Raw genomic sequence first — 12,530 nt, 5'->3', positions numbered from 1 at the left:
CGTCTCACGCGTGCCAGTCGAGCGGGACCTGGCGTGATCGGTCCCACGGACGTTCCCAGCCGGCGAAGTGCAGGATCCGGTCGATCACTCCTGCTGTGAAACCCCAGACGAGGGCCGATTCGACGGTGAAACCGGGCCCCAGGTGGCCCCGCGGGTGGACGGTCGTGACCCGGTGTTCGGGATCAGTGAGATCGGCCACCGGAACCGTGAACACCCGGGCCGTCTCGGCCAGGTCCACGGCGCCGACGGGGCTCGGGGTGTGCCACCAGCCCAGGACCGGGGTCACGACGAACTCGCTGACCGGGATGTAGAGCCGGGGCAGCACCCCGAAGAGCTGAACACCGGAAGGATCAAGTCCCGTTTCCTCCTCGGCCTCCCGCAGCGCGGCCGACAGCGGGCCGGTGGTCTGCGGATCCCCGTCCTGCGGGTCCAGCGCGCCGCCCGGGAAGGACGGCTGGCCCGCGTGCGAGCGGAGGGTGCCGGCGCGCTCCATCAGCAGCAGCTCCGGGCCCCGGACGCCCTCGCCGAAGAGGATGAGGACGGCGGACTGCCGTCCCCGCCCGTCCTCGGGCGGCAGGAACCGGCTCAGCTGCCGCGGCTCCACGGTCCGGACGGCCTGGACGACGGGATCGAGCCAGTCGGGCAGTCCGGCGGTGGTGACGGCCGGGCCGCCCCCCTCGCGCACTCCCGCAGTGACTCCGGCCTCGTCCCGTGTACCGCGCGTCATAGGCACCTCTGTCCGCGTTCTACTGTCAACAGCGTCTCCCACACCGCAAACGCGGTCCGGGTACCGAATCGTTCCTAGGACTCCCGCCTAGGACTCCCGCGACGACTCCCGCGCCTCCTGCACGGCGCCCGCGCCCAACGGCGGGGCCGGCAGGCCCGGGTAGTCCGGGGGCGGGCTCAGCCGCTGGCCCGGCTGGCCGCCCTTCTCGTACTTGAGCAGCTTCTTCGCCTTCTCCGGGTCCGTCTCGCCCTCCCCGTACGCCGGGCAGAGCGGGGCGATCGGGCAGGCCCCGCAGGCGGGCTTGCGGGCGTGGCAGATGCGGCGGCCGTGGAAGACGACCCGGTGCGAGAGCATCGTCCACTCGCTCTTCGGGAAGATCGCGCAGATCTCCGCCTCGACCTTCTCCGGGTCCTCCTGCTCGGTCCACTTCCAGCGGCGCACCAGCCGGCCGAAGTGGGTGTCCACGGTGATCCCGGGAACGCCGAACGCGTTGCCGAGGACCACGTTGGCGGTCTTGCGGCCTACGCCCGGCAGCTTCACCAGGTCCTCCAGCCGGCCCGGCACCTCCCCGCCGTACTCGTCCCGCAGCGCCTGCGACAGGCCCATCAGCGACCGGGCCTTCATCCGGAAGAACCCGGTCGGGCGGATGAGCTCCTCCAGATCCTCGGGGACGGCCGCGGCCATGTCCTCGGGGGTCGGATAGGCCGCGAAGAGGGCCGGGGTCGTCTGGTTCACCCGAAGGTCGGTGGTCTGCGCGGACAGCACCGTCGCGACGAGGAGCTCGAAGGGATTGCGGAAGTCGAGCTCCGGATGGGCGTACGGGTAGGTCTCGGCCAGCTCCCGGTTGATGCGGCGCGCCCGGCGCACCATGGCCAGGCGGGATTCCGGCTTGGCCGACGTCGGTTTCTTGGCCGAAACTTTGCCCTGAGGGGCGGTCGCGGCCTTCGGGGGCACCTTCGAAGGCGCTTGTTCGCCCACGGCTGAATTTTGGGCGTCCGTCACTCCTGCGGACCCCTTGGCCTGTGCTCTCACCGGCTTATTGGACACCCGGCCAGCCTAAGGCCGGGCGCTGACACCCGCCCGGACCTCAGGTAACACCACTCCGATTGGCCTCTCGCCGCACAGCACGCCCGTCCGTCCGGCATCCTTGTGATTGATCGCACTGTTTGAGCCGTCCGGCAAAATGGGGAGCGGTCCCCTGAGCTGGTCGACATAGGAGAGAGACTCGTGGACGACGTTCTGCGGCGCGCCCCGCTCTTCGCGGCGCTCGATGACGAGCAGGCCGCGGAGCTCCGCGCCTCCATGGGCGAGGTGACCCTCGCACGCGGTGACGCCCTGTTCCACGAGGGCGACCCCGGCGACCGGCTGTATGTCGTGACCGAGGGCAAGGTGAAGCTGCACCGCACCTCCCCCGACGGCCGCGAGAACATGCTGGCCGTCCTCGGCCCCGGCGAGCTGATCGGCGAGCTGTCGCTCTTCGACCCGGGCCCGCGCACCGCCACCGCCACCGCGCTGACCGAGGTCAAGCTGCTCGGCCTCGGCCACGGCGACCTCCAGCCGTGGCTGAACGCCCGGCCCGAGGTCGCGACCGCGCTGCTGCGCGCCGTCGCCCGGCGCCTGCGCAAGACCAACGACCAGATGTCCGACCTGGTCTTCTCCGACGTTCCCGGCCGCGTGGCGCGGGCGCTCCTCGACCTGTCGCGCCGCTTCGGCGTGCAGTCGGAGGAGGGCATCCACGTGGTGCACGACCTCACGCAGGAAGAGCTCGCACAGCTCGTGGGCGCCTCGCGCGAGACCGTGAACAAGGCCCTGGCCGACTTCGCGGGCCGCGGCTGGCTCCGCCTGGAAGCGCGCGCGGTGATCCTGCTGGATGTGGAGCGCCTCGCGAAGCGCTCACGCTGACGTCTTCGGCACCCCGCCAGAAGGGTCCTGTCCGCACCGGGCAGGGCCCTTCTGCGTGCCCGCCGCGCGCCCGTCGGCGGGGCCGCGTCCCCCGCGCCTCGTACGCCGACGGGGCCGGCCTGTGCACAGTGGAAGCATGGAGCGCAGGGGTCTGGACGCGTACGGGTACTTCGAGCGGGAGGGCTCCCTCGGACAGGTGCGGGGCGAGTTCCGCGAGGTCGTGGCCGCCGCGCGCGAGCGCACGGCCGAGGCGTACGGGCGACGGCTGCACAGCGCGTACCTGTACGGCTCCGTGCCGCGCGGGACGGCCCGGCCCGGGCGCTCCGACCTCGGCCTGCTGCTCGTCCTGCACCATGCGCCCTCGGACGACGACCGCGACACCGCCGAGGTCCTCGCGCGCGGTCTCGACGAGGACTTCGAGCAGATCGACGGGGTCGCGGTCCTGCTCCACGACAAGGACGCCGTGCTGAGCGAGGAGGAACGATTCGACCTGGGCTGGTTCCTCGCCTGCCTGTGCACCCCGCTGCTCGGCGCGGACCTGGCCGAGCACCTGCCGCGCTACCGCCCGGACAGCCTGCTCGCCCGTGAGACCAACGGCGACCTCGCCGCGCTCCTGCCCGAGTGGCGCAGGCGGCTCCGGGAGGCCTCGGCCCCGGAGGAGTACCGGCGGCTGAGCCGCCTCTTCGCCCGGCGCCTGGTCCGCACGGGATTCACCCTGGTCATGCCGCGGTGGGGCGGCTGGACCGGCGATCTGACCGAGTCCGCGGAGGTCTTCGGCGCCTACTACCCGCAGCGCGCCGCCCAGATGCGGGCCGCTGCCGCGGTGGCGCTGGATCCGGTCGAGGACCCGGCCGTGCCGGGCGGTTACGTCGAGGACCTGGGGCCGTGGCTCGCGGACGAGTACACGGCGCGCCACGGCACGAAGACGCGCCGCCGGCCTCCTGCCGCGCCCCACGCCTCGCCGGACGCCCCGCCGGACGCCTCTAGTCCTTCTTCTCGGTGACGGCGAGGGCCTCGACGGCCAGCTTGGCCTCCGCCAGGCCCGCGCCGGTGATGCGGCGGTAGCTCTTGATCGCCGAGATCGGCCGGTCCTCCCGGACCAGGGCCCGCACCTCGTCCATGCCCGCCGGCTCCGGCTCCTCGATGCCCAGGTGGTCCAGCACAAGCGCCAGGCGGCGCTCCGCCCGGTCCGCCTGCGTCTGGAGGCTCTTCAGGCGCAGCGACACCGTCGAGGTGATCCACCCGGCCGTGCCTATGAGCATCACGAGCAGGAACACAGTGTTCATTCGGGCCCTCCGGGGATCAGTCCGTGATCTTGAAGGTACTCGAGCTGAGCCCGTACGGACCACAGCGCCGCCGGCCACAGGGAGCGGTCCACGTCCGCGTACACCTGGGCGACGACCGCCTCGGGGCTGGTGAAGCCGTTCTCGACAGCCGTCTCGACCTGCGCCAGCCGGTGCGCCCGATGGGCGAGGTAGTACTCGACGGCGCCCTGTGCGTCCTCCAGGACCGGCCCGTGCCCCGGCAGGACCGTGTGCACCCCGTCGTCCACGGTGAGCGAGCGCAGGCGGCGCAGGGAGTCCAGATAGTCGCCGAGGCGGCCGTCGGGGTGCGCGACCACCGTGGTGCCGCGGCCGAGGACGGTGTCGCCGGTCAGCACCGCCCGGTCGGCCGGCAGGTGGAAGCAGAGCGAGTCGCTGGTGTGCCCCGGGGTCGGGACCACGCGCAGCTCCAGCCCGCCGGTCCGGATCACTTCCCCGGCGGCCAGGCCCTCGTCGCCGAGGCGCAGGGCCGGGTCCAGCGCGCGGACCTTGGTGCCGGTGAGTTCGGCGAAGCGGCCGGCGCCCTCCGCGTGGTCCGGGTGGCCGTGGGTGAGCAGGGTGAGCGCGACCCGCTTGCCCGCCTCCTCGGCGGTGGCGATGACCGCCCGCAGGTGTGCCTCGTCCAGCGGGCCCGGGTCGATGACGACGGCGAGGTCCGAGCCGGGCTCGGACACCAGCCAGGTGTTGGTGCCGTCCAGGGTCATCGCGGAGGCGTTGGGGGCCAGTACGTTCACCGCGCGGGCGGTCGCCGGCCCGGAGGTGACGAACCCGCGGGGCTGTCCCGGCAGGGCGACGGCGTCGCTCATGCGGGGCCTCCGGGGCGGCCGAGGCGGACGCGCTTGGTGAACTCGTCGTGGCCGGGCCAGCTGAGCACCACCTCGCCGCCCTCCAGCGCGGCCTGGGCCAGCACCGGGGCGAGGTCCTGGGCGGCGGCCGCGGTGAGCGCGTCCGCGGCGCTCCCGTACGGCTCCAGGGAGCGCAGGGTGGAGATGGTGGGCGGCATCATCAGCAGCTCGCCCTTGTCGTAGCCGCCGGCCGCGTCGGCCGGGCGGATCCAGACGGTCCGGTCGGCCTCGGTGGAGGCGTTGCGGGTGCGCTGGCCCTCGGGGAGGGCGGCGACGAAGAACCAGGTGTCGTAGCGGCGCGGCTCGAACTCGGGGGTGATCCAGCGCGCCCACGCCCCGAGCAGGTCGGAGCGCAGCCACAGGCCGCGGCGTTCGAGGAAGTCCGCGAAGGACAGCTCCCGCGCCACGAGGGCCTGCCGGTCCGCCTCCCAGTCGTCGCCGGTGGTGTCGCCGACGACCGTGTCCGGGGCCGGGCCGGCGAGCAGGACGCCCGCCTCCTCGAAGGTCTCCCGTACGGCGCCGCACACGATGGCCTGGGCGGTGCGCGGATCGGTCCCGAGCCGGGCCGCCCAGTCCGCCTGGGAGGGGCCCGCCCAGCCGACGTGGTGCTCCTCGTCGCGGGGGTCGACCCCGCCGCCCGGGTAGGCGTACGCACCGCCGGCAAAGGCCATGGAGGCCCTCCTGCGCAGCATGTGGACGACGGGCCCGTCCGGGGTGTCGCGCAGGAGCATCACAGTGGCGGCGAGCCGCGGCTGCACCGGGGTGAGCGAGCCGTCCGCGAGCGCGCGGATGCGGTCGGGCCACTCGGGCGGGTACCACTGGCCCCCGGCGGGGGGCTGCTGCTGACCATTCGGCATGGCCGGATGCTACGGCCATCCGGCCCGATGTTCGAGGGCCCCACCCGGTGCCCGCCACGCGGCGGGCACCTCCGGGGAGCCGTACGGTCCCCCGATCGGGCAGGACAGCGAGCCGGGGTGCGCCTGCCGGGCCCGGGGGCGCAGCCCCGGGCCGCCTCGGCTCCCGCGACGGGGAGCGGGACGGGGCCGGGGCGAAGCCCTGGGGGCAGCGCCCCGCGCCCGTACCGCTCCCCGCGCGGGTCAGGCTCCGGCGACCAGCTCGACCTGGATCTCGACCTCGACGGGCGCGTCGAGCGGCAGGACCGTCACGCCGACCGCGCTGCGGGCGTGCACGCCCTTCTCGCCGAGGACGGCGCCGAGCAGCTCGCTCGCGCCGTTCAGCACGCCCGGCTGACCCGTGAAGTCGGGGGCCGAGGCGACGAAGCCGACGACCTTCACGACACGTGCGATCTTGTCGAGGTCACCGACGACCGACTTGACGGCGGCCAGGGCGTTCAGCGCGCAGGTGGCGGCCAGTTCCTTGGCCTGCTCCGGCGAGACCTCGGCGCCGACCTTGCCGGTGACCGGCATGCTGCCCTTGACCATCGGGAGCTGGCCCGCGGTGTAGACGTAGGCACCCGACCGCACGGCCGGCTGGTACGTGGCCAGCGGCGGGACGACCTCGGGCAGGGTCAGGCCGAGCTCGGCCAGCTTCGCGTCGACGACGCCGCTCATGCCTTCTCCCGCTTGAGGTAGGCCACGAGCTGCTCGGGGTTGTTCGGGCCGGGCACGACCTGGACGAGCTCCCAGCCGTCCTCGCCCCAGGTGTCCAGGATCTGCTTGGTGGCGTGGACCAGCAGGGGGACCGTCGCGTATTCGAACTTCTTGGTCATGGGAGCGAGGGTAGTGCCTGAGATGCGGGGGTCATGCGCGCCCCGGGAGCCGAGTGGTTAGGCTCGGGCGATGTGAGCAGGCTTCAGGTGGTCAGCGGCAAGGGCGGCACCGGCAAGACCACGGTCGCCGCGGCACTCGCGCTTGCCCTCGCACGCGAGGGCAGACGGACTCTTCTCGTGGAGGTCGAGGGCAGGCAGGGGCTCGCGCAGCTCTTCGGCGCCGAGGCGCTCCCCTACGAGGAGCGGAAGATCGCGGTGGCACCCGGCGGGGGCGAGGTCTTCGCGCTCGCCATCGACGCCGAACGGGCGCTGCTGGACTACCTCCAGATGTTCTACAAGCTCGGCTCTGCCGGACGCGCGCTCAAGAAGCTCGGCGCGATCGACTTCGCGACGACCATCGCCCCGGGGCTGCGCGACGTGCTGCTGACCGGCAAGGCGTGCGAGGCGGTGCGCCGCAAGGACAAGGCCGGCCGGTACGTCTACGACCACGTGATCATGGACGCGCCGCCGACCGGGCGCATCACCCGGTTCCTGAACGTCAACGACGAGGTGGCGGGCCTGGCCCGGTTCGGCCCGATCCACAACCAGGCGCAGGCCGTCATGAAGGTGCTCAAGTCCCCCGAGACGGCGGTGCACCTGGTCACCCTCCTGGAAGAGATGCCCGTCCAGGAGACCGCGGACGGCATCGAGGAATTGCGGGAGGCAGGGCTGCCGGTCGGCCGCGTCGTCGTCAACATGGTCCGCCCGCACCACCTCGACGAGGACACCCTGCGCACCGCGGCCGAGGACCACCGCCCCGGGGTCGCGAAGGCGCTGTCCCGGGCGGGCCTGGGCGGCGCGCGCCGCGGCGGACTGGCCGAGCGGCTGGTCGAGCCGCTGCTCGCGCAGGCCGCCGAGCACGCGGGCCGGGTGGAGCTGGAGCGCGCGCAGCGCGCCGTACTGGCGGGCCTGGACCTGCCGACGTACGAACTGCCCCTGCTCGGGGCGGGGATGGATCTGGCCGGGCTGTACGAGCTGGCCAAGGAACTCCGGAAGCAGTCGGTGGCCGAATGAGCAAGGGACACGAGGGACGCGAGGGGGTGGACACGGTGGGCCTGGACACTCCGCCGCGGCTGGCGGTCGACCGGCTGCTGGACGACCGCGAGACCCGCATCATCGTGTGCTGCGGTGCGGGCGGCGTCGGCAAGACCACCACGGCCGCGGCCCTGGGCGTACGGGCGGCCGCGCGGGGGCGGAAGGCGGTCGTGCTGACCATCGACCCGGCGCGGCGGCTCGCGCAGTCGATGGGCATCGACTCGCTGGACAACACCCCGCGCAAGGTCGCGACCGTCGGCGGGGACGGCGGGGACGGCATCGGGGGAGACGGCGGCGAACTGCACGCCATGATGCTGGACATGAAGCGCACCTTCGACGAGATCGTCGAAGCGCACACGGACGCCGAGCGCGCCCGGGCCATCCTCGCCAACCCCTTCTACCAGTCGCTGTCGGCGGGCTTCGCGGGCACGCAGGAGTACATGGCGATGGAGAAGCTCGGGCAGCTGCGGGCCCGGGACGACTGGGACCTGATCATCGTGGACACCCCGCCGAGCCGGTCGGCGCTGGACTTCCTGGACGCGCCGAAGCGCCTGGGGTCCTTCCTGGACGGGAAGTTCATCCGGGTGCTGATGGCTCCGGCGAAGGTCGGCGGCAGGGCAGGGATGAAGTTCCTGAACGTCGGCATGTCGATGATGACCGGCACCCTCAGCAAGCTGATGGGGGCTTCCCTGCTGAAGGACGTACAGACCTTCGTGGCGGCGATGGACACGATGTTCGGCGGCTTCCGCACCCGCGCCGACGCGACCTTCCGGCTGCTCCAGGCACCCGGTACGGCCTTCCTGGTGGTCGCCGCGCCAGAACCGGACGCCCTGCGCGAGGCGGCGTACTTCGTGGAGCGGCTGGCCGCGGAGCGCATGCCGCTGGCCGGTCTGGTGCTCAACCGGGTGCATGGCAGCGGCGCCGACCAGCTGTCCGCCGAACGGGCGTTGGCCGCCGCGGAGAATCTTGAAGAAGGGGGCATTGTCGATCATCAGACCGGGAAAGCTGGACTTCGTGACACGGCCGCCGAACCCCCCGGCGCCGATGACGACACCACGGCCGTCGACCGGATCACGGCAGGCCTGCTGCGCCTGCACGCCGAACGGATGCAGGTGATCGCGCGTGAGCAGCGCACGCGTGATCGCTTCACCTCGCTTCACCCCGAGGTGGCGGTGGCCGAAGTGGCCGCCCTGCCCGGCGATGTGCACGACCTCGCCGGGCTGCGGGCCATCGGAGAACGACTCGCGGCCGGGGTGCCGGCCGGAGCGTAGGCGTTCGTACGAAGGTGGCGGCCGCGTGGTCTACCCGGCTGCCGCGTACGTCTCGTACGCAACGTCGATCTCCGCGTCTGCATCCATGGTGAGGATGCCCGTGCTGCGCTCGTACTCCGTACGGGCGGTTTCGAGCAGCCGTCGCCACGAGGTGACGGTGGGACGCCGGCGCAGCAGCGCACGTCGTTCCCGCTCGGTCATTCCGCCCCACACGCCGAACTCGACGCGATTGTCGAGCGCGTCGGCCAGGCATTCGGTCCGCACCGGACATCCGGTGCACACCGCCTTGGCCCTGTTCTGTGCCGCTCCTTGAACGAACAGTTCATCCGGATCGGTAGTGCGGCAGGCTGCCTGCGCACTCCAGTCGGTAACCCAGCCCATCCCGGCGCCGTCCTCTCCCGAATCGAGGCTCCCCCACGGCGGTAGCGGCATATTCACCGCTGCCAGTTGAGGACGTTACGGAAGGCGGGCACAGTGCAACACCCCCGACGGGCCCAATCTTGAATGGTCCGAACGGACTATGGGTAAGCGGCAGATCACCCGACGGAGTGATCCGGCGACATGCCCGACCATTCCGACGATTCGGGTGCAATCGGCAGATCGAGTTCGCCGAGGCGGCAAGATTCGGACATCTGTCCACCCCATTCGGGAAGGGTGAAAATCAAGCCGAGGGGTTGATGTCGCACCGGACTGCTGTGACAGTTGGGGACAGCTTAGGCCAAGGCATTCGCGTGTGTCCGGCGAATCAGAACGTAGGCTGCCCCCATGGGAAAGAAGCGCTCGGGCGGCGGGCTCACCGGGAGTCAGCAGGCCGCCAAGTTCCTCGGGGTGTCCGTTCTCTCCGGAGTTGTGCTGGCGGGCATGGCGATTCCGGCTGCAGGCGCCCTGGGACTGGCCGCCAAGGGCACGGTCGAGGGATTCGACGAGATCCCGGCCAATCTCAAGACTCCACCGCTGAGCCAGCGGACCACGATTCTGGACGCCGAGGGTGGCCTGATCGCCACCGTCTATTCGCGCGACCGGCAGGTGGTCCCGCTCACGTCGATCTCCCCGTACATGCAGAAGGCGATCGTCGCGATCGAGGACTCGCGTTTCTACGAGCACGGCGCGGTCGACCTCAAGGGCATCCTGCGCGCGGTCAACCGCAACGCGCAGGAGGGCGGCGCGGCGCAGGGCGCGTCCACGCTCACCCAGCAGTACGTGAAGAACGTGTTCGTCGAAGAGGCCGGCGACGACGAGACCAAGGTGCGCGAGGCCCAGGAGAAGAGCCTCGGCCGCAAGATCCGCGAGTTGAAGTACTCGATCCAGGTCGAGGAGGAGCTCGGGAAGAAGAAGATCCTCGAGAACTACCTCAACATCACGTACTTCGGTCAGCAGGCCTACGGCATCGAGTCCGCGGCCCAGCGCTACTTCAGCAAGCCCGCCAAGGACCTCACCCTGGAAGAGTCCGCGCTGCTGGCGGGCGTCGTGCAGTCGCCGAGCCGCTACGACCCGGTGAACGACAACCAGGAGGCGACCAAGCGCCGCAACGTCGTCCTCCAGCGGATGGCCGACACCAGGGACGTCTCCCAGGCGGAGGCCGACGCGGCGAAGGCCAAGCCGGTCACCCTGAAGGTCACCAGGCCCAAGAACGGCTGCATCACGGCGGTCAAGGGCGCGGGCTTCTTCTGCGACTACGTGCGCAACACCTTCCTGACCGACCCGGTCTTCGGCAAGACGCGCGAGGAGCGGGCGAAGGTCTGGAACAAGGGCGGCCTGACCGTACGCACGACCCTGGACCCGCAGTCGCAGGACGCGGCCAACGAGTCGATCAAGGACCACGTCTACCAGGAGGACTCCATCGCGACGGCTGTGACCATGGTCCAGCCGGGCACCGGACGGGTGCTGGCGATGGGCCAGTCCAAGCCGTACGGCTTCGAGAAGAACGAGACCACGATCAACTACTCCGTGGACAAGCGGATGGGCGGCTCGAACTTCGGCTTCCAGGTCGGTTCGACCTTCAAGCCGTTCATCGCCGCCGCCGCCCTGGAGCGGGGCATGCCGCCGACGAAGGTCTACGGGGCCCCGAACAAGATGGACTACCCGAGCCCGATCTCCCGCTGCGACGGCACGCAGTACGTCAACACCAAGAAGGAGTCCGCGGAGAACGAGACCGAGGACGAGGTCGGCCCCTACGCGCTGCGTACGGCGATGGAGAAGTCGATCAACACCTACTTCGTCGAGATGATCTCCGAGATCGGGCTGTGCCCGGTGTCGGAGATGGCGCAGAAGCTCAGTGTGGTCCCGGCGAGCGGCGCGAAGCTGGCCGACGGCCCCGCCATCGCGCTCGGCTCGGAGGAGATGTCCCCGCTGACGATGGCCAACGCGTACGCGGCCTTCGCCAACCGCGGCGTCCACTGCACCCCCATCGCCATCGAGTCGATCACCGACGCGCACGGCAAGGCACTGGCCGTGCCGAAGAGCAAGTGCGAGCGGGCGATGTCGCAGAACACCGCCGACACGATCAACACCCTGCTGAGCGGTGTGGTCGACTCCGGCACCGGTGAGCGGGCCGGCCTGACCGACCGCGACAGCGCGGGCAAGACCGGTACGACGGACTCCCGCTACAACGCCTGGTTCGTGGGCTACACCCCGAACATCTCCGGCGCGGTGTGGGTCGGCTCGGGCGGCGCGAAGAAGATCACGATGGAGAACATCGTGATCGGCGGCAAGTCCTACGACAAGGTCTTCGGCGGCGGCCTGCCCGGCCCGATCTGGAAGGACGCGATCACGGGCGCGCTGTCCGGCCGCGAGGCCCTGCGCTTCGCCACGGTCCACATCGCCGAACCGAGCGTCCCCTCCGGCGGCTCCCGCGGCAACAAGCCGTCCACCAACCCGAGCCGGCCCGGCAAGCCCGGCGGCGACAGCAAGCCCGGCGGGCGGCCGGGCGGCCAGACCGCAGGCCAGACGGGCGGCGGCGGCGCCACGGGCGGCGGTACCGGCGGAGCCGACACTCCGTTCCCCGGCATCACCATCGATCCGGGCACCGTGATCGGCGGCCGCGACAGCCAGGGCCCGTAACGGGGCCGTAAGCGGCGACAGCACGAGGGAGGGCCCAGCCGGATCCGGCTGGGCCCTCCCTTTCGACTGTCCGCGTCCTACGAGAGCGCCTTCTTCACGGCGGCGGCGACACGCCCGCCCTCCGCCAGCCCGGCGACCTTCGGGGTCACGATCTTCATGACGGCGCCCATGGCCCGCGGCCCCTCGGCACCCGCCGACCGGGCCTCCTCGACGGCCTCCGCCACGATCCCGGCGAGCTCCTCGTCGGAGAGCTGCCTGGGCAGGTAGGTATCCAGGAACTCGCCCTCGGCGGTCTCGCGCGCTGCCTGCTCGGGACGACCGCCCTGGGCGAAGGCGTCCGCGGCCTCGCGGCGCTTCTTCGCCTCCTTGGCGATCACCTTGAGGACCTCCTCGTCGGAGAGCACACGGGCCTCCTTGCCCGCGACCTCCTCCTTGGTGATGGCGGCGAGGGTCAGGCGGAGCGTGGACGAGTGCAGCTCGTCGCGCGCCCTGATGGCGGTCGTGAGGTCTTCCTGGAGCTTGGCCTTGAGCGTGGTCATGCAGGTGAGTGTGCCAGGTGCGGGGACGATGGCGCCCACCTGTTTTCGGGTCTGCGACGAT

The 12,530-nt window shown here is 71.5% G+C and carries 14 protein-coding genes; 5 read left to right on the top strand and 9 right to left on the bottom strand.

Features of this window, described 5'->3' with window-relative positions:
* Nucleotides 1-4: 4 nt before the first annotated feature.
* Both ACFWFZ_RS08815 and nth read right to left on the bottom strand, forming a co-directional pair.
* Nucleotides 5-727 (bottom strand): NUDIX hydrolase, encoded by a 723-nt coding sequence (locus ACFWFZ_RS08815; protein ID WP_387118644.1) that lies wholly within the window; start codon nucleotides 725-727, stop codon nucleotides 5-7.
* Between the two features lie 87 nt (nucleotides 728-814).
* Entirely contained in the window at nucleotides 815-1,705 is an 891-nt protein-coding gene (gene nth, locus ACFWFZ_RS08810) for an endonuclease III (protein WP_387118641.1), read from the bottom strand.
* A gap of 249 nt (nucleotides 1,706-1,954) precedes the next feature.
* Between nth and ACFWFZ_RS08805 the strand changes: the two genes are divergently transcribed.
* Nucleotides 1,955-2,629, top strand: coding sequence for a Crp/Fnr family transcriptional regulator (locus ACFWFZ_RS08805; protein ID WP_003981529.1), 675 nt, complete (start codon nucleotides 1,955-1,957; stop codon nucleotides 2,627-2,629).
* A 136-nt stretch (nucleotides 2,630-2,765) separates the two neighbouring features.
* Nucleotides 2,766-3,632, top strand: coding sequence for a nucleotidyltransferase (locus tag ACFWFZ_RS08800; RefSeq protein WP_387118638.1), 867 nt, complete (start codon nucleotides 2,766-2,768; stop codon nucleotides 3,630-3,632).
* Here ACFWFZ_RS08800 and ACFWFZ_RS08795 read toward each other — a convergent pair.
* The 5 genes from ACFWFZ_RS08795 to ACFWFZ_RS08775 all read right to left on the bottom strand — a co-directional run bounded on the left by ACFWFZ_RS08795 (nucleotide 3,613) and on the right by ACFWFZ_RS08775 (nucleotide 6,525).
* Nucleotides 3,613-3,915 carry a hypothetical protein gene (locus ACFWFZ_RS08795; protein WP_387118636.1) on the bottom strand — a complete coding sequence of 101 codons (303 nt, stop codon included), beginning with the start codon at nucleotides 3,913-3,915 and terminating at the stop codon, nucleotides 3,613-3,615. The two genes, ACFWFZ_RS08800 and ACFWFZ_RS08795, sit on opposite strands and share 20 nt — an antisense overlap.
* Nucleotides 3,912-4,757, bottom strand: coding sequence for an MBL fold metallo-hydrolase (locus ACFWFZ_RS08790; RefSeq protein WP_387118633.1), 846 nt, complete (start codon nucleotides 4,755-4,757; stop codon nucleotides 3,912-3,914). Before ACFWFZ_RS08790 ends, ACFWFZ_RS08795 begins: the two co-directional genes overlap by 4 nt.
* On the bottom strand, nucleotides 4,754-5,653 hold the full coding sequence (locus tag ACFWFZ_RS08785; RefSeq protein ID WP_387118631.1) for an NUDIX hydrolase: 900 nt from the start codon (nucleotides 5,651-5,653) through the stop codon (nucleotides 4,754-4,756). Before ACFWFZ_RS08785 ends, ACFWFZ_RS08790 begins: the two co-directional genes overlap by 4 nt.
* 240 nt (nucleotides 5,654-5,893) lie before the next feature.
* Nucleotides 5,894-6,367 carry a RidA family protein gene (locus ACFWFZ_RS08780; protein WP_387118628.1) on the bottom strand — a complete coding sequence of 158 codons (474 nt, stop codon included), beginning with the start codon at nucleotides 6,365-6,367 and terminating at the stop codon, nucleotides 5,894-5,896.
* Complete coding sequence (locus ACFWFZ_RS08775) at nucleotides 6,364-6,525, bottom strand: DUF4177 domain-containing protein (protein ID WP_007264966.1); 162 nt, start codon at nucleotides 6,523-6,525, stop codon at nucleotides 6,364-6,366. Before ACFWFZ_RS08775 ends, ACFWFZ_RS08780 begins: the two co-directional genes overlap by 4 nt.
* A gap of 72 nt (nucleotides 6,526-6,597) precedes the next feature.
* Here ACFWFZ_RS08775 and ACFWFZ_RS08770 point away from each other — a divergent pair, with 72 nt between their 5' ends.
* Entirely contained in the window at nucleotides 6,598-7,578 is a 981-nt protein-coding gene (locus ACFWFZ_RS08770) for an ArsA family ATPase (protein WP_387118625.1), read from the top strand.
* On the top strand, nucleotides 7,575-8,870 hold the full coding sequence (locus tag ACFWFZ_RS08765; RefSeq protein ID WP_387118622.1) for an ArsA family ATPase: 1,296 nt from the start codon (nucleotides 7,575-7,577) through the stop codon (nucleotides 8,868-8,870). The genes ACFWFZ_RS08770 and ACFWFZ_RS08765 overlap by 4 nt, the downstream gene beginning before the upstream one ends.
* A 30-nt stretch (nucleotides 8,871-8,900) precedes the next feature.
* Here the strand turns inward: ACFWFZ_RS08765 and ACFWFZ_RS08760 are convergent, their stop codons facing one another.
* Complete coding sequence (locus ACFWFZ_RS08760) at nucleotides 8,901-9,251, bottom strand: WhiB family transcriptional regulator (RefSeq protein WP_181382488.1); 351 nt, start codon at nucleotides 9,249-9,251, stop codon at nucleotides 8,901-8,903.
* Nucleotides 9,252-9,635: 384 nt separating this feature from the next.
* Between ACFWFZ_RS08760 and ACFWFZ_RS08755 the strand changes: the two genes are divergently transcribed.
* Nucleotides 9,636-11,930 carry a transglycosylase domain-containing protein gene (locus ACFWFZ_RS08755; protein WP_387118619.1) on the top strand — a complete coding sequence of 765 codons (2,295 nt, stop codon included), beginning with the start codon at nucleotides 9,636-9,638 and terminating at the stop codon, nucleotides 11,928-11,930.
* Nucleotides 11,931-12,007: 77 nt separating this feature from the next.
* Here the strand turns inward: ACFWFZ_RS08755 and ACFWFZ_RS08750 are convergent, their stop codons facing one another.
* A complete protein-coding gene (locus ACFWFZ_RS08750) occupies nucleotides 12,008-12,469 on the bottom strand; it encodes a GatB/YqeY domain-containing protein (RefSeq protein WP_387118616.1) in 462 nt (153 codons plus the stop codon).
* Nucleotides 12,470-12,530 lie beyond the last annotated feature (61 nt).

The sequence above is a fragment of the Streptomyces sp. NPDC060232 genome, assembly GCF_042726555.1.
Classification (GTDB): Bacteria; Actinomycetota; Actinomycetes; order Streptomycetales; family Streptomycetaceae; genus Streptomyces.
Note: the sequence above shows the minus strand (reverse complement) of the source record. Positions and strands in the feature narration are given on the sequence as shown.

Bases quoted from the DNA above. Each gene is read 5' to 3' on its own strand.
- ACFWFZ_RS08800 (WP_387118638.1), top strand. From the start codon at position 2,766: ATGGAGCGCAGGGGTCTGGACGCGTACGGGTACTTCGAGCGGGAGGGC.
- ACFWFZ_RS08765 (WP_387118622.1), top strand. From the start codon at position 7,575: ATGAGCAAGGGACACGAGGGACGCGAGGGGGTGGACACGGTGGGCCTG.
- ACFWFZ_RS08780 (WP_387118628.1), bottom strand. From the start codon at position 6,367: ATGAGCGGCGTCGTCGACGCGAAGCTGGCCGAGCTCGGCCTGACCCTG.
- ACFWFZ_RS08795 (WP_387118636.1), bottom strand. From the start codon at position 3,915: ATGAACACTGTGTTCCTGCTCGTGATGCTCATAGGCACGGCCGGGTGG.
- ACFWFZ_RS08815 (WP_387118644.1), bottom strand. From the start codon at position 727: ATGACGCGCGGTACACGGGACGAGGCCGGAGTCACTGCGGGAGTGCGC.
- ACFWFZ_RS08775 (WP_007264966.1), bottom strand. From the start codon at position 6,525: ATGACCAAGAAGTTCGAATACGCGACGGTCCCCCTGCTGGTCCACGCC.
- ACFWFZ_RS08750 (WP_387118616.1), bottom strand. From the start codon at position 12,469: ATGACCACGCTCAAGGCCAAGCTCCAGGAAGACCTCACGACCGCCATC.
- ACFWFZ_RS08785 (WP_387118631.1), bottom strand. From the start codon at position 5,653: ATGCCGAATGGTCAGCAGCAGCCCCCCGCCGGGGGCCAGTGGTACCCG.
- ACFWFZ_RS08760 (WP_181382488.1), bottom strand. From the start codon at position 9,251: ATGGGCTGGGTTACCGACTGGAGTGCGCAGGCAGCCTGCCGCACTACC.
- ACFWFZ_RS08790 (WP_387118633.1), bottom strand. From the start codon at position 4,757: ATGAGCGACGCCGTCGCCCTGCCGGGACAGCCCCGCGGGTTCGTCACC.
- ACFWFZ_RS08755 (WP_387118619.1), top strand. From the start codon at position 9,636: ATGGGAAAGAAGCGCTCGGGCGGCGGGCTCACCGGGAGTCAGCAGGCC.